Origin of the sequence: Anabaenopsis tanganyikae CS-531, from assembly GCF_029891675.1 — a bacterium.
Taxonomy (GTDB): domain Bacteria; phylum Cyanobacteriota; class Cyanobacteriia; order Cyanobacteriales; family Nostocaceae; genus Anabaenopsis; species Anabaenopsis arnoldii.
The window spans coordinates 1-26,932 of the sequence record NZ_JANQDF010000157.1 but is presented as its reverse complement, the minus strand read 5'-3'; the positions used below and the strand labels follow the sequence as shown (position 1 = coordinate 26,932).

Genomic DNA, 26,932 nt, shown 5'->3' with positions numbered 1-26,932 from the left:
ACAATGGTCTTTTAAGGGGCTATTTTTCTTACTAAGAATACAGACTTTGTACTGTTTTTCTCCGGTGGTCACCTTGTCCACCTTGTCCACCTTGTCTTGTCCTTTTAAGGGGAGGGGACTGGATTTGATTGTTTTTTGTGTGTTCGGTGTGTTCGGTGTGTTCGGTGTGTTCCCTAAGCTGTTAGTATTAATGTTTAGTTTTAGCTTGGGCTTTTAAGTGAGCAAATACTGACTTGTCGCCAATGTCTGGGGGGATGGCTTGGAAGACTTTACGCAGTGCAAATATTATTAACAAAATTGCCCACGCTGCTAATAAGACTCGTTCCCAGGCTGGGGGTAAAATTCCGACTAAATGACCTAGTAATAATACTGGGACAATGGCAGTTAATGCTTTGGTTTCCAGGCGGTTAAAACAAAAGGCTTCTTTAAAAAAAATACCTGTTAAGGCGACGAAGGTAAAACCTATACCAAATAATGTCAGGGGTTGGGTGTAAACTGTGATGGGTAAGGGTTGACTAGTAGATAGGGCTAAGACTAGGGCTGATATACTGCCGATCGCCCAGACTATTTGTAAGAGTCGGTGCAGTGCTACCATGTAGATGTGAATGGTTAATAAGCTGACACCTAGAGCTAAACTAAAACAGAGGTATAAGGGCGTGAGGGCGGCTATGGTTTGGGGTGTGTTGTAAAATAAGACTAAGGCGCTACCGATGGCAAAGGTTAGGGCTGCTACCATTAACCCAGTACGGTAAATAATCACGCTAGTGCGATCGCTTTGGTTAATAGTAAATTCCCCAAACTGACCTTGATAAACCGGTGCTGAGAGTGTTTCTGTAATCATGGTTAAATAGGCTTTGACAAAAATGCTATCCCATGGGGAGGCGGTTAGGCTGCACCAAATTGTTTTCCAACGGTTTGGTTAAAAGAGCGCACTATAGAAATGATTGTATCAGCGTCATCGGGGGAAAAACTCCCACGCGCGTCTAGCCGTGGGAGTGTCAACCTATTTTTTTCATCTACCTAAAAACAAAACTTCTAACTGATCTTGGCAGTTAACTTGTAGTTGTAGGGAAGCATTGCCGGTGTTAATGGCAATTTCTACCCAGCCATGACTACCAACTAAAGCCGCAGGTTCCCCCACATTGACATCACTATAAGTCACATATCCGGGTATAGTCAAGCCAGAAACTTGTACAGACCAATTTTTACCTAAGACGTATTCCCCAGGAATATTACTAATTAAGTTGCCAAAAGTATCAATATATTGAATGTAACCCCTAACTCCGGTGTTGGTTTCCTGACATTGCCCAAGATCCAACTTGACCAGAGAGGCGGTATCAATTTCTGCGCCTAGCTGTTTTAAATCAATCCCACCAGCCAGATGAGCGCCCACAGGTGCAAAGATATCTCTACCGTGGAAGGTGTGGCTGGGTTGGGGTGTGCGCCAATATTGAGAGTTAGTCAGTTCTACGGCGCGAGTTGCCGGACTTTGAGACAATACACCGCTAAAGATACCATTATCTGGCCCTACTAGCAAGCCTTGGGGAAATTCTAGGGCGATCGCTCGGCGTTGACTGCCCACTCCGGGGTCTACCACGGCGACATATACTGTACCTACTGGGAAATAGGGGTAAGCGTTCATCAGACAAAAACGCGCCGCAGCGATATTTTGCCGCGGTATTTGGTGTGTCAAATCAACTACCTTAATATGGGGATTGATTTGGGCGATCGCACCTTTCATGACACTTACATAAACATCGCGATCGCCAAAATCGGTGAGCAGTGCCAGAATAGATAATTGATTGGTATGTGTTTGAGACATGAAACCAAGGGAGCAGGGCGCTAAAATCAAGCCACTACCATCATATCAACCATCATCAAGTCTTTCTTTTCCGGGAGGGCTGATTATTTTTCTTCACATCTAACTCTTCCCGGCGCAGTTGTTCTTGAGCCTCAACGGTATCTGCTTCTACCACCTTTTTAACTTTCACTTCTTCACGTAAAACAGCTTCCTTGCGTATTTCTGGAGTTTCTTCGTAAATATCCACCCGTGCAACTTCACCTTCACGGAAATCAACTTCACCGGGGGCCGCTATGCGTCCCGCATCTGTGGGGGTAGTGCGTTCAATCACTACCCGTTCTCTTTCCACCGGTACAGAAACTGTGGCTCTATCAGTTTCCACGTGCTTACCAACTGCAACCTCTCCGGTTTTCATCCGGGATTTATCAGCAACTAACCTTTCTTCATAAAGTTTGAGGTTTTGGTGATTTTGCTGAGTAATATTGTATAGTTCTGGCTCGTGTTCGTAAGTATAAGTATCACGCCTGGGGGCTGTAGTCTCAGCATAAGCTGACGGGGTATCTAAAGGTGCTGTAGCCTCGACAGGTGTGGAAGTTTCTAAAGGTGTTTCTGCAAAGGGAGGGCGATAAACTCCCCGTACCCGCTCTTCATAATCGTAATCAACCCGTTCGAGTTCGTCAAACTCCGGTAGGCTTTCTACTTGCTCCTTAGTGAGTCCTGTAGCATAGACCCGTCGGTCACCATAGCTAATGCGAGAGCGCCCAATTGGTAATAACACCTGTTTACCAAAAACCCAAAAACCTGTATCAACAACGAGATAACGAAAATGTCCTGTATCATCCACTAAAATATTTTTGACTGTGCCGACTCTTTCGTTATTGACATCTGAGTAGACATCAAAATCTCGGATTTCATAATTATCAAATTCAGTATTTGTATACCCAGTACTCAAGTCTTGAAGTTTATAAAGAACCATATTACTGTTTACCTAAATCTCTACTTACAATCCTAAGATAAGTGAGATGTGATTATGTCTTGCTGGCGGGTGAGTTTGAGGAAGTTGTAATTTACTACTTCTAGTAGATTGACTGGTTAAGAAAATACTCAAATATAGTTCTGAGGTAAGAGCCTATACACCAGTTGGTAATATTTACCTTAGCCATAAGATGCTGCCTAATTTGAGATATAATTCTTTGAATCGATAGATAGATAACTATAGTAAATATCTGAAATATTATGAGTATAGATATAAATTTAAAGCTAATTAATTTGATTTAAATTAACGGAGGTATGTTTAAATGTCTAGTGCATTTAGTACATCTTTAGTCGCCCTAGGGCTAGCAGTAAGTTTAACATCTCCAGTTTTAGCACAGAATACTTTTCGTGATGTTCCTGGGGACTATTGGGCGCAACCATTCATTGAACGTTTAGCCCAAAGAAATATTGTTGTCGGATATCCAGATGGGACATTCCGACCGGAACAAGCTGTACAACGTGATGAGTTTGCGGCGATGCTTCGTCAAGCATTTGACCAAGAAGCAGTGCGGGAGATTGAAGATGGGAGTGTTTTCGCCGATGTCCCTCCGGGATATTGGGCTTCTCCAGCTATTGAGGAAGCCTATCAGCAGGGATTTATGAGCGCTTATCCGGGTGGTTTCTTTGCTCCCAATCAGCCAGTTTCCAGACTAGATGCTCTAGTCACCCTCACTAGAGGCTTGAATTTAACACCGGAAACTCGGCGGGTTGCGAGAAGACCGAGATACTTACCCCTGGCGATGACTTCTTTAATGCAGCCTTTAGTAGTAGCAACTGCGCCTAGTACACCTGTGGCTGCACTGGCGCGGGATTATTATACAGATGCCGGACAAATTCCCGATTATGCTATTAATGATGTAGGCATAGCTACACAGCGAAATATGGTGGTTAATTATCCCAATCCTAGGGTACTTAATCCTAATCAGGCTCTGAGGCGTTCTACTGCTGCGGCTTTTATCCACCAAGCTCTAGTAGATCAGGGGAGAATGGAACCTCTACCTAGTGATGTGGCGGCTTATAATTATATTGTGCGTCCAGAGGTTACCCAGGCTGCTCGGTAGTTGCTGGGTGGGTGTAGGGACGATTGATTAACCGTCCCTAGGTTCGGATGTGGTTAGGGTTTTGGTTTGTAGGTAGAAGCAACGTGTAATTCTTTGAGTTGCTTGACATCTACGCCAGAAGGTGCATCTGTGAGCAAACAACGGGCTTGTTGTGTTTTGGGGAAAGCGATGACATCCCGAATGGATTCCTCACCCGCTAGTAACATAACTAAACGGTCTAAACCATAGGCAATTCCACCATGGGGGGGTGTGCCATATTCAAAGGCTTCGAGGAGAAAGCCAAATTTATCATGGGCTTCTTCGGTAGATAAACCAATGGCTGCAAATACTTGCTGTTGAATGTCCCCTTGGTAAATTCGCAGACTACCGCCGCCAATTTCTAAGCCGTTTAATACTAGGTCGTAGGCTTGGGCCCGGGCGGTTTTTAGGTCACTCACATCTTCGGGATGGGGTGCTGTAAAGGGGTGATGTAGTGCTTCTAGGCGTTTTTCGTCGGCGTTCCACTCGAACATGGGGAAGTCTGTAATCCAGAGTAAGTTAATTTTTTCGGGATTGATTAATTTAAATTCCTTGGCGACGACTTGGCGTAATCTGTCTAGGGTTTTATTAACTGTGGCGGTGTCACCAGCACCAAATAATAACAGATGTCCGGCTTTTGCACCGGTACGCTGCAAGATTTCCTGTTTTTGCTCTGGGGTGAGGTTGTCTTTAATAGCGCCTATGGTGTCGATTTCGCCATGTTCGCGGACGCGGATAAAAGCTAAACCTTTGGCTCCCGCTTCGGTAGCTTCTTTGAATAGGTCACCGCCTGGTTTGATGCGGACGTTAGAAATGACATCATTACCTTGGGGTATGGGCAGTATTTTAACAGTACCACCATGGGCGATCGCATCTCGAAAGACTTTAAAACCGGAGTCTTGGAGGATATCGGAGACATTGACTAATTCCAAGCCATAGCGGGTATCTGGTTTATCAGTACCATAGCGTTCCATGGCTTGGGCGTAGGTGAGACGGGGGAATGGTAGGTTTAGCTCTATGCCTTTAACTGTTTTAAAGATATGAGCCACTAATTTTTCATTGAGGGCGATAATTTCCTCTTGAGACATGAAACTCATTTCCATGTCTAACTGAGTAAATTCTGGTTGTCTGTCGGCGCGCAGGTCTTCATCACGGAAGCAACGGGCAATCTGATAATATCTATCCATGCCCGATACCATGAGGATTTGTTTAAATAGCTGGGGTGATTGGGGTAAGGCAAACCACTCCCCGGGGTTAGAGCGACTGGGTAAGATGTAATCCCTCGCACCTTCGGGGGTGGAACGGGTGAGTACGGGGGTTTCTATTTCTATGAACCCTTCCAGGTCTTCTAGGTAGCGACGCATGGCTTTAACGACTTGATGACGCAATTGCATATTGTGCGCCATGCGCTCCCGTCGTAAATCTAAGTAACGATACCTGAGGCGCAGGTCTTCCCGGACATTTTCGCTTTCAACGGTGGAAACTTGAAATGGTAACTGTTTACGAACGCTGTTAAGTAGTGTAATTTTATCTGCGTAGATTTCTACTTCGCCGCTAGGGAGGCGGGGATTTAAGGATTCCTCCGGGCGTTGTGTGACTCTCCCGGTAATTTCTACAACGTATTCATTGCGCAGGGTGTTGGCCTGTTGGTAGGAATCTGGGGTGCGTTGGGGGTCGCTGACGATTTGCACAATCCCGGAGCGATCGCGCAAATCTAAGAAGATCACGCCCCCATGATCGCGGCGACGGTCTACCCATCCATACAAGGTAACAGTTTCTCCAATATGTTTTTTTCGGAGTTCGCCGCAATAGTGAGTTCGCATAGGTGTTAGTTTGATTCTGTCGGGCTAGATGGGTTAGTAAATGTCAAGGCTTTCCCATTATCTAGCATCAATAGTAATTGTAGTTGTTACAGGTTCAGAAAAAATTTTTTTGTGGCTTTTACTTTACATTCTGCCAAATCAGTTCTAAACGTTCTTGGGCTACTTGCAAAGCTTTTGCTGGGGGTTGACCGAGCAAGCTGGACTCAATGGCTCTACCTAAGCTCTCGGATAAACGACTATATCCGGCAATAATCGGCCTAGCGCCTGCTGTGTGCATTTGGTCAACAAAGACTTTTAACCAAGGTTTTGTGGCTGCATATTCCTGATAGGCTTGACTTTGAGCGGATTTGAGGTTAACCGGTAAAAACCCTGTGCCAATACTCCATTCGGTTTGGAATTGTTCACTTAAAACATACTCTAAAAACTTCAGGGCTGCGGCTTCTCTTTCGGGTGTAGTTTTCATTACATACATATTGCCCGTCCCGGTGACTGTGGCTTGTGTGAGACTTCCGGGAATAGGAAACACATCATAATCAATGTTAGACTTAGTAATATAAGTCCAAGGTCCGGTAATTTGCATGGCCACACGACCGCTTAAAAAGGCATCCTCTTCATAACCCCGTTCTGGGGGTGAGAGTGTAGCTGAACCGTCTTGTAATAGGTCTTGCCAAAATTGTAAGGCGGCGATCGCCCCTGGGTTTGTCAGGTTGGGCTGATGATTGCTGACTACTTCCCCCCCAGCACTCAATAAAAAGGGAAACCAACTAAATACAGTCCATTCGCCCTTACCCAAGGGTAGTAACATTCCATACTGTTCTGGTCTTTGATCTCCATTCCGGTCTATGGTGAGTTTTTTGGCGACTGCTCTGAGTTCTTCCCAGGTCTTGGGTGTCTGGGTAATTCCTGCGGCTTGGAAAAGTTGGGGACGGTAGAAAATACCTATATTGCTAGTATAAAGAGGAGTTGACCACAGTTGATTGTTTAATGTTAACTCCTCAAATAAATTGGGGTTAACTTCCGACTTACCTGGGAAGGTGGCTAACCAGTCATCTAAGGGTCGAATTGCTCCTAATTCCACTAACTGGCCAGTAATTTGGGGGTAAAAGCTGAGAATATCCGGGGGGACATTCCCCACGACTGCGGCGAGGATTTTCGGTAATTGTTGGTCAAGGTCTCCGGCAAAGATAGATTGTACCTGAATATCAGCATGAGTTTGATTAAATTTATCTACCAGTTTGTTAAACACATCGCGGTTAACCGGTGGATTAATGCCTTGCCAAAGTGTAAGGCGAATTACCCCCTCATCTTGTACTGGTAGAGGTAGACACCCAGATAGAATGATGAGACAAGAGCAAAGAACAATTCCTAAAATTAATAGCCTCCTCGCAGTAGATATACACTGAGAAAAAAAACTGCTGATGGGATATAGTAAACTGTTAGTTGTCATATCAACTAGTTAGCTAGATGGGGAAGTTTGCTCGAAAAAAGTTTTAGTAATACTATCGTCGGCTCTGGTGTAAATATAAGTTTTCGGTTCGGTGAATTTGTGAGTTTTGTAAATTTTTTCGGCTCGTTCCCAAAAGTCTGTATCTTCGCCATAGGACATATGATTAAATCCTTGCAACTCAAAAAATACTTCCCTTTTACCGAAGAATGTGGGACATACAACACATTCTTGCAGATTAATCAATTTATCTTGTTGATAATAATCAACGACCCAGATTTCTTCTTCCGAGAAAAACCCACCCTCGATTAAGTCAATTTCTGGGTTGGCTTCCATATATTTTATTCGCGACTCTAGGTGATTGGGTTTGTAAGTATCATCACTGTCTATAAATGTAATATACTTACCGAAAGATGCTTGTATACCCGCATTTTTGGCGTAACATTGTTTTTTATTTTGATGTTTGAGATATCTGATATTATGATATTTTCCAATATATGAATTAACAATTTCAAATGTATTATCTTGACTACCATCATCTACTATAATCAACTCCCAATCTGGAAAAGTTTGGTTGATGACACTATCAAGGCATTGATTTAAATATTTTGCCCTGTTATATGTGCAGAGAATAACTGATATTTCTGGTTGGATGTCAAAACTGATACTGCTCATTGACTTTGATATTTAAAGGTATATTCGGAATTGATTGACCACAGATGTAGACAGATAATTTAGGTTTATTTTGTAGCCATTATACAAGTTGCCACGGGATAATCTGGATGATAGGCATCTAATTCTTCTGTTGTCAGTTCTTCTACGGCAATTCCATGATAACTAGCAATGACAGTTGTGGGGTTACCGTAGATGTACAGTTGCTGTTGAGTATAGTTTCTAAAGATGTAAGCAAAAGCATCTGGTAAGGGTCGCCAATAATCGGCGGGTGTAGCATGAACTCTAATGGCGCTTGGTACCATAGCGAAACATTTACCACCGGGTTTTAACCAAGTCAGGATGTTTTCTACTGCTATCCAGGGCGCATAACAATGTTCTAAGACATTAAAAATAATTATGGAGTCAAAGGATTCTGGTTCAATGATTGATGGGTCGTGAACATCCCCAACTATATCTACTCCTGGTCCAGGTTCTAAGTTGAGGATTTGGTATGATGTACCGGGGTTAATTTGATAAAAATCTTTATCTTTTGGAGTTCCTCCTATTTCTAGGACATTACCAATAATTTCCTGTTTAACTTCCCCTATAAATTTATTCAGGTAGTATCTATCAATGGGGGTTCCTCTGGTTAATCCAAATGCTTGACAAATAGGAACTATTTTTTTTAAGTCGCCCCAGTCTATGGCACCGGTTGCGGGTGATAATAAACCTATGTTTTCTAGTTTTTCTACTATGGTGCGGAATTGTTCTATAGTTGTAATACTATCTAGGTCATTGTTTAATTGATATTCAGCAAATAGTTGGGGGAGAATTTGGTAAGTTGTTTGACTTAATCCGCTCAAGTCTTGGTAGTTTTTTTCAATAAAACTGCGAAAACCATTGGTAAAAATTGTGAGGCTACCATCTGCTAAAAAGACTATGGTATCTTGAGTTATTGGCTGATATTTATCTAGTTCCTGAATGTATTTATCTGCAACAGGTGTGAACTGGACTTTTTTAAATATTTGGTATGCTTTTTCTAGCTCATGTTCATGGACAAATATTTCTAGGATAGTTAACCAAGATTGGGCGGGGATGATTTGCGCTGGGCGCTGACTCCAGGCGAAAATTGCATATAACTGGGAATTTTCGGTTTTTATAAAAGCATTAGGAATATATTTTTTAGTCATTTATCTATTTTTTTACTACCTAGGTATTATAATGTATTCATGAAGATTTACATAATTAATTGCTCACGAAATTTTGTTACAAATTGTGTATTCATTAACAAAGTACGGTTATTGCGATCGCAGCTAACCATAAAACCGAACCTAGTCCAGTGAGATTTAGTTTAAGGTGTGAATTAGGAAGCTTGAGATTAAGCTCAGTGAGAGAGCCAAGAGATTGAGACAATCAGCAGTTATTCCGAGAGTGTAAAGCTTGAAATTAAGCCTCCCGATAGTACACAGTTTATCTTAGAGGTGGTAGCTATGGCAATAACTCGTTGGGAACCATTGCGGCGCTGGCAAAATTTAGATCCATTTCCAGAAATTGACACCTTACAACGCCAAATCAATCGCCTATGGGATAGATTTATACCCAGTGATAGCGGAGAAATACAGTTAGGATTTATACCGCCTGCCGAAATAGAAGAAACGGAGGATGCAATTCACCTGCGGTTAGAAGTTCCTGGTTTAGAAGCAAAAGACATAGATATACAAGTTAGTCCCGACTCAGTATCTATTAGTGGTGAGAGAAAGAGTGAGACTAGGGTGGAAAAACAAGGAGTAACTCGGTCTGAGTTTGCTTACGGTCAATTTCACCGAGTCATTCCCTTACCGCAAACAGTAGAGAACGACAAAGTAGAAGCTAAGTATGACCATGGGATTTTGCGCTTAACCTTACCCAAAGCTGAAGCAGAGAAATACAAACCTGTGAAAGTAAATCTCGGTTAGGGTTGGGGGACTAGGTAAGCCTAATACTTAGTCCCCTATCCTCAAGATGAAAATTGCCATCCGAGGAAGGTGATAATATGGCGAAAGTAATTGGTATTGATTTAGGAACGACCAACTCCTGCGCAGCGGTGATCGAAGGGGGTCGCCCGGTGGTGATTCCCAATGCAGAGGGTCAGCGGGTGACTCCTTCGGTGGTGGGTTATACTAAGTCTGGTGAGCGGTTAGTGGGTCAAATTGCGAGACGACAAGCAGTGATGAACCCGGAAAATACCTTTTATTCTGTGAAACGCTTCATTGGGCGCAAATATGAGGAAATTACCCACGAAGCGACAGAAGTTAGTTACAGAACCTTGCGCGATCGCAACGGTAATGTTAAATTAGACTGTGTAGCAGCCCGTAAACAATTTGCACCAGAGGAAGTTTCCGCCCAAGTGCTGCGGAAGCTGGTAGATGACGCGAGTAAATATCTAGGGGAAAAAGTCACCCAAGCAGTAATTACAGTTCCCGCTTATTTTAATGACTCCCAACGCCAGGCGACAAAAGACGCGGGTAAAATTGCTGGGTTAGAAGTTTTGCGGATTATCAACGAACCCACAGCAGCAGCGCTTGCTTATGGGTTAGATAAAAAGGAAAATGAAACTATCTTAGTGTTTGACTTAGGTGGTGGGACTTTTGACGTGTCGATTCTGGAGGTTGGGGATGGTGTCTTTGAGGTTAAATCCACCAGTGGAGACACCCATTTAGGCGGTGACGACTTTGATAAAAAGATTGTTGACTGGTTAGCTGTTGAGTTCCAGCATAATCAAGGTATTGATTTACGTCAAGATAAACAAGCCTTACAAAGATTAACCGAAGCAGCGGAAAAAGCCAAAATTGAACTTTCCAGCGCCACCCAAACTAATATTAACTTACCTTTTATCACTGCTACCCCCGCAGGACCCCAACACCTGGATATGACTTTGACCAGGGCGCAATTTGAGGAGATGACCGCGGATCTGTTAGACCGGTGTCGTCACCCTGTGCAACAAGCTTTGCAAGATGCGAAACTGAGTAATAAGCAGATTGATGAGGTGGTATTGGTAGGTGGTTCCACTCGTATCCCTGCTGTACAAGAATTAGTCCGGCGAATCATTGGTAAAGACCCCTGTCAAGGTGTGAACCCTGATGAAGTTGTCGCTGTGGGTGCTGCTATTCAAGCGGGGGTGTTAGCGGGTGAGGTCAAAGATATTCTGCTACTGGATGTTACCCCCTTGTCTCTGGGTGTGGAAACCCTCGGCGGTGTGATGACTAGGATTATTGACCGTAATACTACTATCCCAGTGAAAAAGTCAGAAATATTTTCTACTGCGGCGGATGGTCAAGCCAATGTAGAGGTTCATGTTCTCCAAGGTGAGAGGGAGTTAGCTAGGGATAACAAGAGTTTAGGAACTTTCCGCTTAGATGGTATTCCCGCAGCACCTAGGGGAGTGCCGCAAATTGAGGTAACTTTTGATATTGATGCTAATGGTATTCTTTCGGTGACGGCTCAAGATAAGGCGACGGGTAAACAGCAGTCGATTTCTATTACTGGTGCTTCGACTCTGGATAAACGAGATGTAGACAACATGGTGCGGGATGCACAAGCTCACGCGGAGGAAGACCGCCAACGCCGTGAACAAATTGATACTAAGAATCTGGCGGATTCTTTGGTTTATCAAGCTGAGAAGCAAATTAGAGATTTGGGTGATAAGGTCAGTAGTAGCGATCGCACTCGTGTTGAGGGTCTGATTAGCGATTTACGGGAGGCGATGAATCAAGATAATTTTGACCGCATAAAGTCTCTGACTCAGGAGTTACAGCAAGCTCTGATGCAAATTGGTAGCGCTGTTTATGCTCAAGCTGGTGGGACGACTACGGGTGAAGATGTGATTGATGCGGATTTTGTGGAGAGTAAGTAAGTTGAAAACCCCCTCTAGGTGTTCTTGACACCTAGGGAGGGGTTAAATATTTGTACTATTTTCCGCAACACTTGACAAGCAACTTCTAATTCACTTTGATTAGTAAAAGGTGCAAATACTCTAGATATTGCATATTTTTGATTTTCCACTTTTACAAAAACTATATCATCACCATTAGTTAACATCGCAAAAGCAGGATAATTTTGATCAGGATTAGCCATTAAATAAGCTAGAGTTTGGGGTAATGCTGACCAAACTGATAACATTGTTTTTTTAGATTCTACTACAATTATCCATAATCTTTCTTTTAATACTAAAATATCAATTCTTCCCTGTAAGGTTTCTTCACTATCAGCTATTATAATTTGTACTGATTCTTCTGGTTTAATTCTAAAAGGTGGATCATATAAACCAGCGATGGTTAATAGTGGAGAAACGAGTAATAAAATTACGGTACTTTCTAATAAATGTCCACCGGAACGATGATAAATATAACGTTGCCATAATGTTTCTAGGTTTTTAATATCATCGTTATTTAATTCTGGTAATTGATCATACCATTCGGTAAAAAAATCTGGGGATTGATTTCGAGTTAAATTAAATCTTTTTTCAGCTTCTGTGATGGTGGTAATTGTTTCTGTAACTGCGAATGTTTGCATGGTGGATTGTTTTTATAGTCATCCTATTTGACTTGAAAAATTATCAGTGAGGAAAGGGAACACCGGAACACCGGAACAGGGAACAGAAATTGTTCATGAATCATTTAGGATTGCTATATTTGGATTTATTTAACTATCATAAATAATTCGGTTTTAACCGACTTGAGCTTTTAGACAGGGAATTATACGGTACGCTTTCCTCTGGACGTTTCCATTCGATTAATGTCCCCAGCGAGTGGGGACCTTTATATGTTCTTCTGGATGGCGCAATGTTTTCAATTCGTTTCCATTCGATTAATGTCCCCAGCGAGGGGTAACCCTCAATTTTAAACCATTACCCTCTAAGAAGTCTAGAGGCAGTTTCCGATAGCGATAGCGTGGCGTTAGCCAGGTTCAGAAAAAGCGATGGCTGAAATGGACTTTACCCCAGTCTATCAAAGGCTGAAACCCTTACCCAGCAAGCGACCGAGCTTCAAAACACAAGAATCATTATTCCAGCCATTTTATTTGAACTTCGGTCGTAGGCGTTACGTGATTGGGCGATCTGGGGACGGGTGGGGTAAATTCATATCCCGGAGTTGTCACCACATTTTCTTATGTAGTCACAACTTCCTATAATTTGATGTAGCCACACCTGAAAAAAATCACAAAAAAGCTGTTAGATAATTATGCCTTGCTCTACCACCATCTCCCAACTGTTAACAGTTCTAGGCGCTGAACCCGTGAATTTATCTGCAACCGCTCTAGGACAAATGAGCAGCGGTATTCAAACAGACACCCGGATGATTAAACCCGGTGAGGTGTTCCTAGCTTTGCGGGGGGAAAAATTTGACGGTCATGATTTTGTGGCTGCGGCCATAGGTCAGGGTGCTTTAGGGGCGATTGTGGACGGTGATGATGAGTATCCAGGGTTACCTGTGTTACGGGTGGGGAATACTTTAAAAGCATATCAGCAACTGGGGAGATGGTGGCGCGATCGCTTTGATATCCCTGTGATGGGTGTAACTGGTTCCGTAGGTAAAACCACCACCAAGGAACTAATCGCCGCAGTGTTGGGGACTCAGGGAAGAGTGCATAAAACCCATGGCAATTTTAACAACGAAATCGGTGTACCCAAAACTTTATTAGAACTGGGTGCAGACCATGACTATGCTGTGATTGAAATGGCGATGCGGGGGAGGGGACAAATTGCGGAATTAACGGAAATAGCTCGACCTACCATTGGGGTAATTACTAATGTGGGTACGGCACATATTGAGTTACTCGGTTCTGAGCAAGCCATAGCGGAGGCTAAATGTGAGTTATTAGGGAAAATGCCTCAAGATGGGGTTGCTATTCTTAATTATGATAATGCTCTATTAATGGCTACAGCTGCACAAGTTTGGTCGGGGGAAGTTGTAACTTATGGCTTGTCTGGTGGTGATATCCAAGGGGTGGTGTTAGATCAAGAAACTATTCAAGTGGGGGAAATGCAGCTACCTTTACCCTTAGCTGGTGTTCACAATGCTAGTAACTTTTTAGCAGCGTTGGCGGTGGCGAAGGTTTTAGGGGTTGATTGGTCAGGTTTGCAAGGGGGGGTGATGGTGAATATGCCTACTGGGCGATCGCAGAGGTTGAGCTTACCTGATGATATATTAATCTTAGATGAAACCTACAATGCTGCACCAGAAGCTATGATTGCAGCTTTGCAATTGTTAGCGGATACACCGGGAAAACGCAGAATTGCCGTATTAGGGGCGATGAAAGAATTAGGGGAAAAATCCCGACAATTGCACCACAGAGTCGGTGAAACCGTCCAAAAGTTGGAATTAGACGGGTTGTTAGTTTTAGGAGATGGAGAAGATACCCAAGCAATGATCGCCGGTGCAAAGGGTATTCCCACAGAGTGTTTTACCAGTCATGGGGACTTAGTAACTAGATTAATCACATTTGTGCAACCAGGCGATCGCTTGTTATTTAAAGCCGCCCATTCCGTGGGACTAGACCGGGTTGTTAATCAGTTCCGGGGCGAATTTATGGGTAAATAAATAAAGTCCGCAGGGTGCGGACTGAGAAAATTGGATAAGGTTAGGTTTTTAACAAGATGGACTACAACTTGTTAGAGGTTACTTTTATTCTTGATGACTTATGGAGAAAAATCAAGTATCCCAGAGAGAATGTTTAGACATAAATACGGTAATTATGTCGATCAGCTCCAACGGTGGGCAGTAGTGTGGTATAAGTGGAGTCATCTACTTAACTGAACATTAAAAACCAGTTAACTTATCCTTAATAGGATGTGACGTTATGAGAGTATATGATGTTGTAGCCACATAAATTCAATTTACATCGTCAAGCTCAAGCCTGCCGATTTTCTTAATTTTTCAATGTAAATATTAGCTCTTATTAACAGGATAAATCTGACTGACGTTAACAGGGAAACTACAAAATGTCTGAAAAACACAGGGTGAAAGAACTTAGGAGAGGTTTAATAACCAAAGGGCAGAAAACATCTGAAAAACTAACAAGTATGTGGTCATCATGGTATCTGATGGTGGTGGAATCAGTACCATTTTTGATAGCTGTGGCTGTATTTTTAAGCGTTGTCAGTTTAAAAAGCCCTGTGCTGCTGTTTTGTTTGCTCCTGGGAAGTTTACTAGCAATAGTCATCCAGCTTGGACAGAGAGTAAATTTAGCAAAGCCCTGGGTTGTGTTCTGTCAAATCCTAGCAGTATCCCTGGTTCTGAGTTTATTTTGGCTAGATTACTTTGCATTTCCCGCACAGGCGCAATTTTTTGGTAAAGCAGAGAGTTTTTTCCGCAATACTTTAACACAAGGTACGGAAACCAATAGTAATACCCAAACAGCAGTCAGCCTAATATTTAACGTTTTACGAGCAATTTATTTACTGTATATTGCAGGTTCTTTAGTTGGTGTAATTAACGCCGTTAGGAAAGATGAAGATTGGCAAAGTATAGCCAGGGTTCCCTTATTAGTAGTAGTTGCGGTCACAGTTGCTGATGTGCTGACAGGGTTTGTAATTGGTGATGTGAGTAACTAAAGTATGTCTGAAGAAACAGATAGAGAATTTCGCCCAGTGAATCAAATCCTGGGAGCCCAACCTTCATTAGGTCCAATTCCTGCAGATCAAATCTTTCCCTGGTTGGTGATTATTCTCGCTGCTTACTTAATTGTAAATGGAGTTTTTGGGGGAATATTTGCAGATGATTTTCAAAGATGGTTATGGACAGCATTAATTGCGGGTTGGGGAATAGCGACTTGGTGGATCTTAAGTGGTGGTAGGAGTTGGCGATTTTTAAGCAAATTCATAGGAGTTCCCACTTGGACAAGGGGGTTTGCTCGTTATTACAGCTTGTTAGAAGTTAACCATGAAGCAGAAAATCGGCAAACAAAGCATAAAGGTCGGCGGTCAAGAAAGTAGATTAACACCATTTGAGGATGCTTTACATTTAGCTTCCATGTTACGCATTTCCCTGGATGGTCGTGACATAGGTGCTTACATTTTAAACAAAGACACTCAGAAAGATAGATTTTGCTTTGTTTTTGGGTTTGAATGTCGGGGAATTCATACTACGTTAAGAAACGAGCAAATAGAGACAATTTTTAATAATATAGAATCTGGTTTAAAAGATATTCCTGAAGGGGAAAAGATGACCTTGCACATGGGGTCATTTAGTTCAGATAAACAAAGACAAATAGAACTATCTCACTTAGTCAAGCAGACACCATCACGGGATATTAAGTATTTATTGACATCGGAAAGAGCCAGAACTCAAGAACTAACTAATGCGGGGATTCGTAAGCCGAAATTTTTACGGATATATGTAACCTATACCATTGAACCGAATACGAAATATACAGATGATTGGATAGAGAAAGTATTAGGTAAAGCTGAACTATGGTGGTTAAACTTTAAAGGGGAACTAGCCCAAGTGCAAAATGAGCGCCTGGAAACTCTGATTATCCAGTCCTATCAACAGGGTTTCTGTCGCTGGGAGCAGTTATTATCTAACAAAATGGGTTTAGATGTTAAACCTTTAAATGCTGATCAACTATGGGAAGAGGTCTGGAAAAGATTTAATGAAACACCACCTATACCCATTCCCCAGTTAGTTCATTTAGATGAAAACGGACTATATGAGCAGGTTAATTCAGAGTTAAGTAGTAGTCAATTACTTATAGAAAATATCCACAGTACAACTTTACTGATGGAGTCTGGTGTACCCTGTGCTGACCGTCGTTGGGTAAATGTGAAAAATCGCTATATTGGAGCGTTGACATTTCTAGAAAAACCCGGAGGGTGGCCGAATAAATTCGCTCAGTTGCGTTATTTGTGGGAATTATTAGCCAGAGAAACTGTCACAGATACAGAGATTTTCTGCGAGTTAACCGCAGCCAACCCGGCTTTAGTGAAGACTACATTACAACGGGTGCTGAAGCAGTCGAATATGACAGCACTTATGGCCCAGGAAAAGAGTAAAACTATTGATGTCAGCGCTCAATTAAAGTTAAAGAAATCTGTAGCAGCCCAAGAGCAATTATATGAGGGTGCTATACCAATATATACGAGTATAGCTATTTTTGTACATCGTCCCAGCATAGACAAATTAGATGAAGCCACAAGATATATAGAAAACTGCTTTCAAAGACCCGCCCAAGTAATTAGGGAGGTAGAATATGCTTGGAAAATTTGGCTACAATCTTTACCGATAGTTTGGGAGGGTTTGTTAGTTAAACCGTTTAACCGCCGTCAATTATATTTAACCAGTGAAGTACCGGGATTAATGCCTTTAGTTTTAACCAAAGCTGGAGATAGTCGAGGGTTTGAGTTAATTGCAGAAGAGGGGGGAACACCCATACATCTGGATTTGTTTAACCAACATAAAAATTTAGCTCTGTTTGCGACTACCCGCGCTGGTAAATCGGTTTTGGTGTCGGGAATTTTAACCCAAGCCTTAGCTTATGATATTCCGGTGGTAGCTCTGGACTTTCCTAAACCAGATGGAACCTCTACTTTTACCGACTATACAAGGTTTATGGAGGGGAATGGGGCTTATTTTGATATTGCCAAAGAATCTAATAACTTATTTGAACAGCCTGATTTGCGATCGCTCAGTCCAGAAGCCCAGCGCGATCGCCTGTTAGATTATACTGCTTTTTTAGAGTCAGCATTAATGACCATGGTTTTAGGCTCATCCACCGAAAACCAACTGTTATCCCAAACTGTGCGTTCCCTGCTCAACTTAGCATTAAGAGCATTTTTTGCCGACCCAGGGATTACCCAAAGATATAAACAAGCGATCGCGGGGGGGTTTGGGAGTCAAGAGTGGGAAAAAACCCCCACCTTAAGAGACTTTCTTTATTTCTGTTCACCGGAACATCTGCAATTAAATGCTGTGAGTGGAAGAGTAGATGACGCTCTGAGTCAAATTCAACTGCGGTTAAGATTTTGGCTTTCCAGTCGAGTTGGACAAGCTATTTCTGCACCTTCGAGCTTTCCCACCGACGCGCAGCTGTTAGTATTTGCTCTGCGGAACCTCTCGGACAATGAAGACGCTGCGGTATTATCCTTAAGTGCTTATTCTGCAGCTTTGCGCAGGGCGTTAAGTAGTCCAGCTTCCATCTTTTTTATTGACGAAGCCCCGATTTTATTTGAATTTGACCAAATATCTGATTTAGTGGGGAGAATTTGCGCCAATGGTGCAAAAGCGGGAATCAGAGTTATTTTATCAGCCCAAGACCCCGATACCATCGCCAAATCTAAAGCTGCATCAAAAATTTTACAGAACTTATCAACCAGATTAATCGGGAGGATTCAACCGGTAGCAGTGGATAGTTTTGTCAACATCTTAAAATATCCCCGCAATATTATTTCTCGTAATGCGACAGAAAGCTTTTTCCCTCGTAAAGAAGGAATTTACAGCCAATGGTTATTAGATGACAACGGGATTTATACCTTTTGTCGTTACTATCCAGGTTATGAACAATTAGCAGTAGTTGCTAACAACCCCCAGGAACAAACCGCACGTCAACAAGTAATGCGACAACATGACAATAAATATGAAGCAATTTCGGTATTTGCGCGACAATTAATAGCTGCTCTCCGTGGGGGGTAATCGGCGTAATCATGTCCAATTTATTCAGGTTGAAAGATATGCACAAAACTACTGTTCTCACCTTGGGCTTTTCCTGGTTATTACTCCTCCCAGCAACAGCACAATTAGGCCAAGTTTGGACTGAGTTTCAATTTTATTCTGTAGATATGCAAAATTACCTGAGAAATCATCTGAGCGAAACCTTAACACCTTTAGAAATTAGAGGTCAAACTGCTCTCAATAATGCCACAGGAGCGGCGAATATACCTAACCCAATTGATGCGGGTAATAATTTTAATCAAGATATGATATTTAACCCCACAACAGATAGATTTGAAAATAATCCAGTACTACGCAGTAATGGTGTGAACCAGGAAATGAATCGCCTAATTACTAGGGGTTCCATAGAAAGTTATATGGGGAGAGATGGACAAATACGATTAAAATCTAAGTTACAAAATACTGAAACCACCTTAAATAATATTTCCGAACTTTCCCAAAGTTCCAATAACATCTTTCAAAGACTCGCTGATACTCTCGGCGCATCTGGCGATGCTTTTCTCCCACTGATGACGATACAGAAAGACCAAGCGGGTTTACAGTTACAAGGTATTAGAATCCAACAGGAACAAGCAAAAATCAGCGCTGAAACCCTAGCGCAAAGTATCCTCACCCATCAATCTTTACAATACTCCAATTTAAATTTAGTCAACATTTCCCAGCAGATGGAAGAAATGAATCGTACTCACAGGGTAGACACAGCTACGGAAGCAGCGAGATTTATCCGTAATACTTCTCAAACAGATTTGTTTGGTAGATAATTACTATATGGTTAATGAAAATGCAGGTTTATATTGCGCAAATCTTCCCAGAAATTGGGATTAATGAAACTTTTGATAGTGGTGCTGTAACTGCTAGAAGCATGGCTGAAAGTTGGGATAACCAATGGCTAGATTTATTACAAAATAATACAAGTAATAACTTATATGGAGCGTTAACAAACCTGGGTATATTTTTGGCTGTGGGGACGCTATTGTTTTTTATGATGCAATGGCTCAAAGATGTGATCAACAGTGAATATTCCCGTCCTATAAGTGGTTTAATTTGGCCTTTTATAGTGGTGCTGTTTTTGAGTAATACGGGAAATGGTAGCCTACTTTCTAGTTTAACGCTGGGGGTAAGAAACTTGATTAACACAGTCAATCAACAAGTAGTTAGTACAGCAGATGCTGAACAAACTTATCAGCAAGCATTAAATATGAGTTTAGCTGAAGAGGTAGCGGGTTCTTTACTTCGTCCTTGTCAATCCCTCAATGGGGAACAACAAACCCAATGCTTGGCCAGAGCGAGCGACCAAATTGATAACCTGTGGAGGGAATATAGAAACTTATATGGGAATAGAATTTGGATTGAAAGGCTAGAAAATCAAGTCAGTTCCTTGAAATTTAATACAGGAAATATCTCGGATATTACCTTTAACTCTTTATTAGGGAATACCGCCCAAACCAGAATTAAAAACTTCTTAATTTCTTTGCAATATGCGTTTCAAAACCTTATAGAAGCTACTATGTTACTTATAGCAGCTTTAGGACCATTAGCCCTAGGCGCATCTTTATTACCTGTAGGGGGTAAACCGATTTACGCATGGTTTACAGGTTTTTTTGCGGCGGGAATTAGTAAGATTTCATTTAATATCATTGCTGCTGTGACTGCAGCAGTAATTATCAATGGACCAGCAGAAAACCCCAATGCTAACCCTGATTTAATGTGGTTTATTATCTTTGTGGGAATTTTAGCGCCAGTATTATCCTTAGCTGTCGCAGGTGCGGGAGGATTTGCGATTTTTAGCGCCATTAATAATAGTACAGCCTTAATCAAAAATAGAATCTAAACATCCCATCGGTGTGCAAATGACGAAACTACTCCGAAAAAGAAAATCTAGTATCAATTTTCTCACAATTTTTGCGATCGCCACTTTCAGCTTACATCTAGCAGTATTATTTCTATTCATTTTACAAGGGTTAAACATTCGCCAACTGAGTCTGAGAAAACCCCCCAACTTTGTGGAAATGGTTGATGGTCAACCTATAGGCGCTGTGGATGATTTAGCTAGGGACCCCGAAGCGATTCGCCAATTCATCAGTAAAACCATGACATTGATGTTTAATTGGTCAGGAACCCTCCCCCCACAAACTATTGCAGAAGCTGCAAAACCCCAACCAGACCCAGGAATACCCATCAGAACCCCCCAAGGAGGTAACCAACGAGTCACTACCAGCAGTTGGGTAGGGAGTTTTGCGATCTCAGAAGATTTTCGTCCAGGTTTTCTAAGTGCGATCGCCCAAATGACCCCACCAGAAGTATTTTCAAACAATCCTAATCAAATTATCTCAGCAGAATTAGTCATTCAAAGAATTTACCCCCCAGAAACAATAGCTCCGGGGAAGTGGCGAGTAGGGATGATAGCTGACCTAATTCAGACCAGAAAAGATGACCGGAGAAAAGCAGTCACACCCTTTAATAAAGATTTTTTAGTGCGTGCGATCGATTATTTTCCTTACCCCCTAAGAGATAGTAGTACGGACATCCAAAAAGCAATTTATAGCCATCGCGCTGACAAACTAGAGATTTACGAAATTCATGATTTTTGTTTAGTGGACAACTCCATTATTGTCAGGGAGGATAAATCAAACCGTTGTAGAAATTAAAGTAACAAGTGACTATCTATTTTAAGTAAATTATTCTCAAATTTATCAAGGCAAATATTTATGCAATTAGTCAAGCCAGAGAAGAGAAAAAGTAGTATATTACCACTATTAGCGGTAGGGACATTTGGGCTAAATTTATTTAGCTTGCTCTTGATTTTGTTTCATAGTTCCATGATTCAAGATTTAGAACAGCAACTGACACCCCAAAGCTTGGCCCAACTTGCTGATGGTCGAGCGATTACCTTAGACCCTCAACAAAGTGATGAAAGACATCCAGAAACAATTCGCCGATTTGTCGGTGAAACCATGACCTTAATGCTTACCTGGTCACAAAAACAGCCGCCAATCACAGCTTGGGAAATTAGTTCCCAACTCTTAGCTAATAATTTGAGAACCAAGTTTCAGGAGGAAATTACTAAATTAAGTCCGACGGGAAAATTTATTAATAACAAATCTGAATATATATTAGTAGTACAAAGAGTATCTCAACCGGAAAAAATAGGTAATGGTAAATGGAAAGTTGAAATGTTAGCTAATCAATTAAACTTTAGTGGTTCTAATAATCTAGGAACCTCAAATGAGTTCAATAAACAAATTTTAGTCAGAGCCATAGATAAACCAGTAACTTCAACTCCACCCCAAGGGTCATCTTGGGATTTAGCAGCATACCGCTTAGGAGAAGCTAGGCTAGAAATTTACCAGATATGCGACATTACAGACAAAAATTGTTCTTGAAATTAAAACCAACTAAAACACCATGAATACTTATTCAATTCACCCAGAAATTTCTCCACAATATACAGTGGAACCAACCCCTGAGCACCATGAACCAGAAATAGACTTGTTAGATTGGGAGTCTAGAATAGCTCAATTGGTGGGTTTTGAAGAAGAGTCACCACAACAAGATTCAATTAGCTTTGAAGCTCACACTATTCCCCCCGAAGAAGTAGAAACCGAGCAGTCACTGTCATCTAATCCCTTTGCTAAGTTAGCCTTAGTAGGTGGTGCTACCTTAGCTGTAGTGGTAGTTGCTGGGGTGTTTTTATCCCAAATTATGAATAGCAGCAATCAAAGACCCAGAAGTAATTTAGTTTCCCCAACGGTTCCATCACCGGCTATGAGTGAAGCTCCTGAAGTAAATTTAGCACAAGAGGTGGAGATACTCAAGACAAAGTTAGCCCTTGCAGAACAAGTACAGACCGTCAGAGCAGCTCAAGAAAATCTCAGAAATAGACCACCTGCGCGGGTGGAAACTCCACAGGTGAGAGCAAGTACACCTACAACACTGGAGACATCTCCACAGAAAATAGTCAGAGTTGAGCAGACTATTCAAGAACCCGCACCTCCTTCAGTTCCTATTATTGAGCAACCCGCGTCTCCTTCAGTTTCTATCCCACCAATAGCTATGGACTCTACACCCCCACCGATTGTTATCCCCGCAGTATCGCCACCAGACCCCCTGAAGGAATGGACAAGGTTAGCCAAGTTGGGTAGTTATGGTCAGGTAAATACCACCGGTCAATCAAGAGTAAATACAGCTTTATCTGTACCAGAAGTTAATACTTATGCAACGAAGTTGCAACCGGGACAAACACCACCACAACCAGAGATTTTAGTCAGTCAGGCACAATCACAAAACCCGAAATCTGTCAAGGTAGGAACTAATGCTAAAGCCGTATTAGCAACGGCCATCTTTGGGGAAACTACTAGAGCTAGGAATAATGACGCTCAAGAAGAAGATAATCTATTTGTGGTACAGTTGCAAGAACCACTAAAATCTATAGATGGGGCGATCGCAGTACCTGCTAATACAGAATTATTGGGTGAAATTCGTTCTATTTCCGAACAAGGTCTACTACAGTTAAATGTAGTCAAAATCATCTCAGAAGAGAACGGTGAGTTGATAGAAAGAACCTTACCCAAGAATGCAATTGTACTTCGCGCTCCTCAAGGTAAACCTTTAATAGCAAATCAATATCCCGATCAAGCAGGATCAATAGCAGGGATGGACACAGGTCTATTCATTTTAGGAGGTATTGGTAAAGCTGCGGAATTATTCAATCGTGCTGAAACCGAAGTTTCTATAGAAGGTGGTAGTACCGTCGTCACCAACACCAATAACAGACGCAACATACCAGCTGGAATATTGGAAGGTGGATTAAGGTCAGTAGTACCCCAAATATCTCAACGCAATCAACAAGCGATTTCTCAAATGATGCAAAGAACTAATATTTGGTTTATACCAGCTGGCCAAGAGGTAGAAATATACGTCAATAGAACCGTAAAACTATAGCAATCCTAAATGATTCATGAACAATTTCTGTTCCCTGTTCCCTGTTCCGGTGTTCCCTTTCCTCACTCATAATTTCTCAAGTCAAATAGGATGACTATATAATTCGTTATTTCTCATAATAGCAATATTCTGGGTTGGGCATCCTACCGGACTTAATTAACCCCAGTCACCCTAATCGCCGTTTTCCCATTGGTAGCTATGAAACACATTCTCAAATATGCTAATTTTTGGACTCTCACCCCTCTAATTTTCTCAGTTGCCATCTTACTATATACAGGGCGAACTTTAGCTAATAATGCCGTTTTGCGTTCCCTGTTTTCCTGTCAAGCGCAAGGTTTAGGGGGAGTAGTACCTACTATCAAAGTTTCCTATCAACAAGGGACAAACTTAAGCTTTCTCCCAGCAGGGGAAACAATTAAGAAAGTTTGGTTAAACGACCCATCACAAGTAACAATGGACTTTGATGGTCCGATGTGTATGCAATTGGGAGCAGAACGTAACTTAAATTCCGGAGACTGTAAAAACTCAGCCGCAAATGTCATTCAACTGCGGCGCATTCCCCGGCTCAATATTCCCGGAATACCCAAAACAGATAATACACTTTTAACAGTAATTACCGAAGAAGGAAACAGGAGTAAACTCTATACCTTCAGAATATTATATCAAGACACTGCTCCTGATTATCACACTTTAGCAATTTATCCCGACCCAGCCCCCACGGAAATAGCTTGTGTCAGTACATCCAATGAATTAATTTAACCCTTTGACACACCCCAAGCTTGTTGGGGTTAAGACCTTTGATAAATCTCAAATTAATCGGGACATAAGTGTAACTATTTTGTCCCTTTTATTTTATGTAAATTTATAGCCAGAGTGGTTTAAGTGTAATAATATGCCATCAATAACTATATTTAGTAGTTAGTCGGAAAAATGGTGATTAAAAATATGACATTTATCTTAAATTCCGATAATGCTTTTGATTATTTGCTGACACAAGGGTTATTGGATAAGTCCCAACAACCTCCCACTAAGATAGAACCACTCACAGCCAAGAATTTCAACCTATTACTTACCTTTACACAGCAACACAAATTACTGATTAAGCAAGAGCGACTGAATCAAAAAGGTGTAGCAGCTGGTGAGTTTCTCGTTGAGTGGCGCATTCAAGAGTTTTTACAGCGATTTCCAGAACTGGGAAAATACCGTCAATTTTTAGCAGAGGTACTGCACTTTGATGTAGAAAATTCCATTATTGTTTGCAGATATCTGGATGATTACCGGGATTTGATGGATTTCTACATGAAAGAAAAAAGCTTTCCTACTGAAATTGCGATCGCAATTGGTAATCTCTTAGGAACCATCCACCGTGATACTTTTGAGCATCAAGAATATCAAGAATTTTTCACTCAAGATTCTGTGAACTTTGATCTGGTATCAAATTTGATTCTGGGATTTGAACGAGTCGAGCCAGAAATTTTTGGTTTAGTACCCGATGATGGGTTAAAATTCTTTGCGCTTTATCAACGTTATGATAGTTTAGGGCAGGCTATAGCAGAATTAGGTAAATCTGTCAAGCCTGCTTGTGTGACTCACAACGACTTGAAACTAAATAATATTTTAGTGCGAAACAACTGGCAAGATGACCATAATCATCATCTGATCAGGTTAATTGATTGGGAGCGATCGCACTGGGGAGATCCCGCCTTTGACTTAGGGACAATCATCGGGAGTTATGTACAGATTTGGTTAGGTAGTTTAGTTATTAGTAAATCCCTCACCATTGAAGAATCCCTGCGATTAGCGATTACCCCCTTAGAAATGCTGCAACCTTCCATAGCCGCATTAACCCAAGGTTATTTAAACACATTTCCAGAGATTATACAACACCGTCCCGACTACTTACACAGAGTAGTACAATTTGCCGGATTTGCCTTAATTCAACAAATCCAATCCATGATTCAATACCAAAAATCCTTTAGTAATACGGGAATTGCCATGCTGCAAGTAGCTAAAGCATTATTAACCCGCCCTGTACAATCAATACCGACAATTTTTGGTCATACCTTTAATATTACCGCAGTTTAGCTCATACTTTACCCCTCAACTTATGCTAACTAACAACTTACTAGAAACCCTGGAAGACATCGTTAAAAAACTAGAGATTAAAACTGATTTTTCAGTTCATCATCCCGACTATAAACCCTTAGAATTACCTCTAGAAGTAGTAGAACGGTTTCAAAAAATGCCCAAGCAGATGCAGCAAAAATATTTAAGTTTACAACTGCGAAGTTTTCTGTATGGCATTTATTATAACGGTTCTCTGCGGAGTGTATTGGCGCTAGATAGAGAAGAAAATAACTTACCCCAAGACTTAGAGAATAATAGTCTTTTAGGCGTGGATTTAGAATTTTACGAACATTTACATAATAGCAATCAAGGAGATGGGTATTTTGACTATGGTTGGTATGTTATGGGAGAAGAACCAGACGATACATTAGCGGTGACACAAGGCGGTTTAAGGCTACATATTCACCGAGATAAACATCTATCACCAGCCGAACAAAGTGCAAGAGTGGGTGATACTGTTGCTGTTCGGTTACCAAAAAATAGAGTACAAAATGGCTTTTACATGGCTGTTGGGAATCAGGGTTTTACTCGTGTGGAGGATGAGCCAAAGAACTCAGTAACCGTGAGAATTTATTTTAATTTCACTCCTGAAGGTGCTGTAGGGGTAATGGGTAGTTTAACCCAGCAACTAAATGATTTAGGGATTCCCTTTAGTTTTAAAGTTTTGTACAATCCCCAAGATTACGGAAGACATGACTCAGGTGTATTGTACTTTGATAAACCAGATTATCAACAAGTTAAAACTACTCTACAGGATATATATCTGACAAATCAATCCTACTTTCACCGAGAAATTCCCCTATTTACCATGCAATTAGCACCGGGGTTAAGTTTAGCTGAAGAACCAAATCAAAAGTTTGTAGAAAAAGAAAGCTTTGGGATGAATCGTTGTCAGATTATCGCCAATGGATTATTAAAAGCTTGGTATCAGGGGGATAACTCCATTGATGGGAGGATGCAAGCCATTAATACAGAATTTTCCCAGTTAGGAATAGATTTAGCAAAAGCATATTTAAATGCTGGCTCTGAGGATATTTATCAATCCTGGGAATAAAGCCTTTTTCAGGCTCATGAAGTACACACCAATTCCCTATTCCCTATTCCCTATTCCCTGTTCCCTGTTCCCTGTTCCCTCAAACTAAAAAAAAATGTACCTCACGAGCATGGGAAATGCTATAATTATGAACGAGCGCGCTGACTTTGATAGCCCTTGGAAAGAGATACTTACCGAGTATTTTCCCCAAGCCATACAATTCTTTTTCCCAGCCACCGCGGCCTTGATTAACTGGGAGCTACCCCATGAATTTCTCAATCAGGAATTT

23 protein-coding genes are annotated in these 26,932 nt (G+C 41.5%); 15 read left to right on the top strand and 8 right to left on the bottom strand.

The features are described from left to right. Nucleotides 1-187: 187 nt before the first annotated feature. The 3 genes from NWP22_RS15120 to NWP22_RS15110 form a co-directional block, all read right to left on the bottom strand. Nucleotides 188-841 carry a DUF2301 domain-containing membrane protein gene (locus NWP22_RS15120; RefSeq protein ID WP_280802061.1) on the bottom strand — a complete coding sequence of 218 codons (654 nt, stop codon included), beginning with the start codon at nucleotides 839-841 and terminating at the stop codon, nucleotides 188-190. Between the two features lie 171 nt (nucleotides 842-1,012). After that, complete coding sequence (locus NWP22_RS15115; protein ID WP_280802060.1) at nucleotides 1,013-1,822, bottom strand: SAM hydrolase/SAM-dependent halogenase family protein; 810 nt, start codon at nucleotides 1,820-1,822, stop codon at nucleotides 1,013-1,015. A 55-nt stretch (nucleotides 1,823-1,877) separates the two neighbouring features. Beyond that, nucleotides 1,878-2,777 carry a DUF2382 domain-containing protein gene (locus NWP22_RS15110; protein WP_271733097.1) on the bottom strand — a complete coding sequence of 300 codons (900 nt, stop codon included), beginning with the start codon at nucleotides 2,775-2,777 and terminating at the stop codon, nucleotides 1,878-1,880. A gap of 322 nt (nucleotides 2,778-3,099) precedes the next feature. Between NWP22_RS15110 and NWP22_RS15105 the strand changes: the two genes are divergently transcribed. Next, nucleotides 3,100-3,897 (top strand): S-layer homology domain-containing protein, encoded by a 798-nt coding sequence (locus tag NWP22_RS15105; RefSeq protein WP_271733095.1) that lies wholly within the window; start codon nucleotides 3,100-3,102, stop codon nucleotides 3,895-3,897. A gap of 53 nt (nucleotides 3,898-3,950) precedes the next feature. Here NWP22_RS15105 and aspS read toward each other — a convergent pair whose 3' ends face one another. The 4 genes from aspS to NWP22_RS15085 all read right to left on the bottom strand — a co-directional run bounded on the left by aspS (nucleotide 3,951) and on the right by NWP22_RS15085 (nucleotide 9,026). Further along, a complete protein-coding gene (gene aspS / locus NWP22_RS15100; RefSeq protein ID WP_271733093.1) occupies nucleotides 3,951-5,738 on the bottom strand; it encodes an aspartate--tRNA ligase in 1,788 nt (595 codons plus the stop codon). A 118-nt stretch (nucleotides 5,739-5,856) separates the two neighbouring features. Beyond that, nucleotides 5,857-7,185, bottom strand: coding sequence for an ABC transporter substrate-binding protein (locus NWP22_RS15095; protein ID WP_271733091.1), 1,329 nt, complete (start codon nucleotides 7,183-7,185; stop codon nucleotides 5,857-5,859). A gap of 9 nt (nucleotides 7,186-7,194) precedes the next feature. Further along, nucleotides 7,195-7,857: a glycosyltransferase family 2 protein gene (locus tag NWP22_RS15090; RefSeq protein WP_271733089.1), complete on the bottom strand. Its 663-nt coding sequence runs from the start codon at nucleotides 7,855-7,857 to the stop codon at nucleotides 7,195-7,197. 65 nt (nucleotides 7,858-7,922) lie between these two features. After that, nucleotides 7,923-9,026 (bottom strand): methyltransferase domain-containing protein, encoded by a 1,104-nt coding sequence (locus NWP22_RS15085; protein WP_271733087.1) that lies wholly within the window; start codon nucleotides 9,024-9,026, stop codon nucleotides 7,923-7,925. A 300-nt stretch (nucleotides 9,027-9,326) separates the two neighbouring features. Between NWP22_RS15085 and NWP22_RS15080 the strand changes: the two genes are divergently transcribed. Both NWP22_RS15080 and dnaK read left to right on the top strand, forming a co-directional pair. Continuing rightward, nucleotides 9,327-9,791, top strand: a complete 465-nt coding sequence (locus NWP22_RS15080; protein ID WP_271733086.1) for an Hsp20/alpha crystallin family protein — start codon at nucleotides 9,327-9,329, stop codon at nucleotides 9,789-9,791. A 77-nt stretch (nucleotides 9,792-9,868) separates the two neighbouring features. Further along, entirely contained in the window at nucleotides 9,869-11,728 is a 1,860-nt protein-coding gene (gene dnaK / locus NWP22_RS15075; RefSeq protein ID WP_280802059.1) for a molecular chaperone DnaK, read from the top strand. 14 nt (nucleotides 11,729-11,742) lie between these two features. On the opposite strand, the gene NWP22_RS15070 is transcribed toward dnaK, so the two are convergent. After that, entirely contained in the window at nucleotides 11,743-12,387 is a 645-nt protein-coding gene (locus NWP22_RS15070) for a type I restriction endonuclease (RefSeq protein ID WP_271733081.1), read from the bottom strand. Nucleotides 12,388-13,055: 668 nt separating this feature from the next. Between NWP22_RS15070 and NWP22_RS15065 the strand changes: the two genes are divergently transcribed. From NWP22_RS15065 to NWP22_RS15010, 12 genes are all read left to right on the top strand, one after another. Continuing rightward, nucleotides 13,056-14,414: a UDP-N-acetylmuramoyl-tripeptide--D-alanyl-D-alanine ligase gene (locus NWP22_RS15065; RefSeq protein WP_280802058.1), complete on the top strand. Its 1,359-nt coding sequence runs from the start codon at nucleotides 13,056-13,058 to the stop codon at nucleotides 14,412-14,414. Nucleotides 14,415-14,815: 401 nt separating this feature from the next. Then, nucleotides 14,816-15,427, top strand: coding sequence for a hypothetical protein (locus tag NWP22_RS15060; protein ID WP_271733078.1), 612 nt, complete (start codon nucleotides 14,816-14,818; stop codon nucleotides 15,425-15,427). A gap of 3 nt (nucleotides 15,428-15,430) precedes the next feature. Next, nucleotides 15,431-15,808, top strand: a complete 378-nt coding sequence (locus NWP22_RS15055; protein ID WP_271733077.1) for a hypothetical protein — start codon at nucleotides 15,431-15,433, stop codon at nucleotides 15,806-15,808. Continuing rightward, complete coding sequence (locus NWP22_RS15050) at nucleotides 15,756-18,503, top strand: hypothetical protein (protein WP_280802057.1); 2,748 nt, start codon at nucleotides 15,756-15,758, stop codon at nucleotides 18,501-18,503. The genes NWP22_RS15055 and NWP22_RS15050 overlap by 53 nt, the downstream gene beginning before the upstream one ends. 11 nt (nucleotides 18,504-18,514) lie before the next feature. Then, on the top strand, nucleotides 18,515-19,303 hold the full coding sequence (locus NWP22_RS15045; RefSeq protein WP_334310756.1) for a hypothetical protein: 789 nt from the start codon (nucleotides 18,515-18,517) through the stop codon (nucleotides 19,301-19,303). Nucleotides 19,304-19,323: 20 nt separating this feature from the next. After that, on the top strand, nucleotides 19,324-20,373 hold the full coding sequence (locus NWP22_RS15040; protein ID WP_271733074.1) for a hypothetical protein: 1,050 nt from the start codon (nucleotides 19,324-19,326) through the stop codon (nucleotides 20,371-20,373). Nucleotides 20,374-20,392: 19 nt separating this feature from the next. After that, a complete protein-coding gene (locus NWP22_RS15035; RefSeq protein ID WP_280802056.1) occupies nucleotides 20,393-21,190 on the top strand; it encodes a hypothetical protein in 798 nt (265 codons plus the stop codon). Nucleotides 21,191-21,250: 60 nt separating this feature from the next. Further along, on the top strand, nucleotides 21,251-21,925 hold the full coding sequence (locus tag NWP22_RS15030) for a hypothetical protein (RefSeq protein ID WP_280802055.1): 675 nt from the start codon (nucleotides 21,251-21,253) through the stop codon (nucleotides 21,923-21,925). A gap of 22 nt (nucleotides 21,926-21,947) precedes the next feature. Further along, nucleotides 21,948-23,483 carry a TrbI/VirB10 family protein gene (locus NWP22_RS15025; RefSeq protein WP_271733068.1) on the top strand — a complete coding sequence of 512 codons (1,536 nt, stop codon included), beginning with the start codon at nucleotides 21,948-21,950 and terminating at the stop codon, nucleotides 23,481-23,483. Nucleotides 23,484-23,681: 198 nt separating this feature from the next. Beyond that, entirely contained in the window at nucleotides 23,682-24,242 is a 561-nt protein-coding gene (locus NWP22_RS15020; protein ID WP_271733066.1) for a hypothetical protein, read from the top strand. 186 nt (nucleotides 24,243-24,428) lie between these two features. After that, nucleotides 24,429-25,568, top strand: coding sequence for a phosphotransferase (locus tag NWP22_RS15015; protein ID WP_271733065.1), 1,140 nt, complete (start codon nucleotides 24,429-24,431; stop codon nucleotides 25,566-25,568). A 22-nt stretch (nucleotides 25,569-25,590) separates the two neighbouring features. Beyond that, nucleotides 25,591-26,664 (top strand): T3SS effector HopA1 family protein, encoded by a 1,074-nt coding sequence (locus tag NWP22_RS15010; RefSeq protein ID WP_280802054.1) that lies wholly within the window; start codon nucleotides 25,591-25,593, stop codon nucleotides 26,662-26,664. Nucleotides 26,665-26,932 lie beyond the last annotated feature (268 nt).